At 58.6% G+C, this 2,297-nt stretch carries 2 protein-coding genes and 1 pseudogene; 1 reads left to right on the top strand and 2 read right to left on the bottom strand.

Going from position 1 to position 2,297, the window contains the following annotated elements:
• The coding region (gene rlmKL / locus DBR18_RS28685; RefSeq protein ID WP_256588525.1) for a bifunctional 23S rRNA (guanine(2069)-N(7))-methyltransferase RlmK/23S rRNA (guanine(2445)-N(2))-methyltransferase RlmL at positions 1-1,165 on the bottom strand (1,165 nt) is incomplete at its 3' end.
• A gap of 531 nt (positions 1,166-1,696) precedes the next feature.
• Between rlmKL and rmf the strand changes: the two genes are divergently transcribed.
• Positions 1,697-1,912 (top strand): ribosome modulation factor, encoded by a 216-nt coding sequence (gene rmf, locus DBR18_RS03885; protein WP_003223300.1) that lies wholly within the window; start codon positions 1,697-1,699, stop codon positions 1,910-1,912.
• A 242-nt stretch (positions 1,913-2,154) separates the two neighbouring features.
• Here rmf and DBR18_RS03895 read toward each other — a convergent pair.
• A pseudogene (locus DBR18_RS03895) lies at positions 2,155-2,297 on the bottom strand (quinone-dependent dihydroorotate dehydrogenase); the annotation flags it as partial.

A 2,297-nucleotide genomic window follows, 5' to 3' on the forward strand; every position in this document is an offset into this window, starting at 1 on the left:
CCGGCAGCACCTTGATCAGCAGCAATTTGCACGGCAGCGCGCCGTTCCAGAACGAATACTGTTTGTGGCTGCGAATGCCCATGCGCTTGCCCAGATCCGGAGCGCCGGTGAACACCGCCGCTTCCCAGTTCAGGCAGGCCTGACGCAGACGCTCGCCGAGGTTCTGGTAGAGATAGAGCAGGCTGGCTTCGTCGCCAAGACGCTCGCCGTACGGCGGGTTGCAGATCACCAGACCTTTCTGGTTCTGGTCCGGGCGCGGCTCGAAGGTCGCGACTTCGCCCTGATAGATCTTGATCCACTCGCTCAGACCGGCACGCTCGACGTTGTTGCGGCCCGGTTGAATAAGGCGCGGGTCGGCTTCGTAACCGCGAATCCACAGTGGCGGCTTGGCCAGACCGGCAGCGGCACGCTCGACGGCTTCTTCATGGAGTTTTTTCCACAGCGCCGGAACGTGACCCAGCCACGCAGTGAAGCCCCATTGCTCGCGACGCAGGTTCGGTGCCATGTCGGCGGCGATCATCCCCGCTTCGACCAGGAACGTACCGACACCGCACATCGGGTCAGCCAGCGCGCCGCCTTCGGCCGCAATGCGCGGCCAGCCGGAACGGATCAGGATCGCTGCCGCGAGGTTTTCCTTCAGCGGTGCCGCGCCCTGCTGCAGGCGATAACCGCGCTGGTGCAGGCTGTGGCCGGACAGGTCGAGGGACAGGATCGCTTCGCCGCGATCCAGGCGCAGGTGAATGCGCAGGTCAGGGTTGAGCTTGTCGATGCTTGGGCGGTCACCCTGCGGGGTACGCAGTTTGTCGACGATGGCGTCTTTGACTTTCAGCGCACCGAAGTGAGTGTTGTCGATGCCCGAACCGTGGCCACTGAATTCAACAGCCAGGGTACCGTCGGCGAGCATGTGGTCCTGCCATTCGACATCGAGCACGCCGTGGTACAGATCTTCGGCGTCCTTCATCGGGAAACGCTTGAGCACCAGCAGCACCCGGTTGGCCAGACGCGACCACAGGCACAGGCGATAGGCGGTTTCCATGGTGGCCATGCCACGCACGGCGGAGGTGTGCTCGCGGGCGTCTTCAAGGCCAAGCCCGACGGCTTCCTCGATGAGCAGGCCTTCAAGGCCTTTGGGGCAAGTGAGGAAGAGTTCGAAACGATCGGACATGGTATTTCCAGAGCCTTTGGCTAGTGAATCGGCAACGCATTGCCGATCCGGTTTTCAATCAGGCACTTTTCTAAAAGAGCGCCCGCGTGGCACGAAGGTGTGCCGTTCCATCCCCGCTGCTCGGGTTAAAAGAGCTTAGATGCAAGGACAGGTAAAAAAGTCGGTGAAACAAAAAGTCTCAAAGCGACCCTTCGTCGCTTAGTACCCCAGCGTAAACGTGGGTCATTCTCACTAAAGGATTAACCCCATCATCCAGCGCGGGGCCGATCATACCGGGGTTTGGTGAAAAAACGTTCATGAAACCCGTCGTTACTTATGGCTGTAGCACTATTTTCGTTACGTCCTTATGACAAAACGATCATTCCCTCGGTGTGACTCATTGGTTAGAACTGATCACAGGTTGACGTCGCAACGGCGTCAACACCTTGGCTCGCCACGCCGGCAGCGAGCCGCACCACGGCAGGTTTTTTCTGCCAGACCTCGGTTGAGGTCAACGCGACACAAACAGTCAACAAGTGAGGGAAACACCCTATGAGAAGACTTAAGCGTGATCCGTTGGAAAGAGCATTTTTGCGCGGATATCAATATGGCGTTGGTGGCAAATCCCGCGAGCTTTGCCCATTTACTCTACCGTCGGTACGCCAAGCCTGGATCAACGGCTGGCGAGAAGGACGCGGCGACAACTGGGACGGTATGACCGGCACTGCGGGGATCCACAGACTCAACGAACTTCACGCCGTCGGCTGACACAGGGCACTTATTGCAACACGACAATCTGAATTTTTAACGACTTACCATGCACGTCCTTCCCGGACGGCGGGCTACGGCCCAGGGGCTCCTTCGAGGAGCCCTTTTTTATGCCGTGGAGAATTTTCACTCGCACCATGTAGGAGCTGCCGCAGGCTGCGATCTTTTGATTTTGATATTAAAAAACAAGATCAAAAGATCGCAGCCTTCGGCAGCTCCTACATGGACCGGGTCAGCCTGGGTTATTTACGCAGCGCGGCGATGGCATCGACCGATTCGCGAATCAGCGCCGGGCCTTTGTAGATAAACCCGGAATAGATCTGCACCAGGCTAGCACCCGCCATGATCTTCTCGGCCGCATGCTTGCCCTCGGTGATGCCGCCAG

It is taken from the genome of Pseudomonas sp. HMWF021 (assembly GCF_003061005.1).
Taxonomy (GTDB): domain Bacteria; phylum Pseudomonadota; class Gammaproteobacteria; order Pseudomonadales; family Pseudomonadaceae; genus Aquipseudomonas.

Coding starts and splice junctions, on each gene's coding strand:
- rmf (WP_003223300.1), top strand. CDS start 1,697: ATGAGAAGACTTAAGCGTGATCCGTTGGAAAGAGCATTTTTGCGCGGA.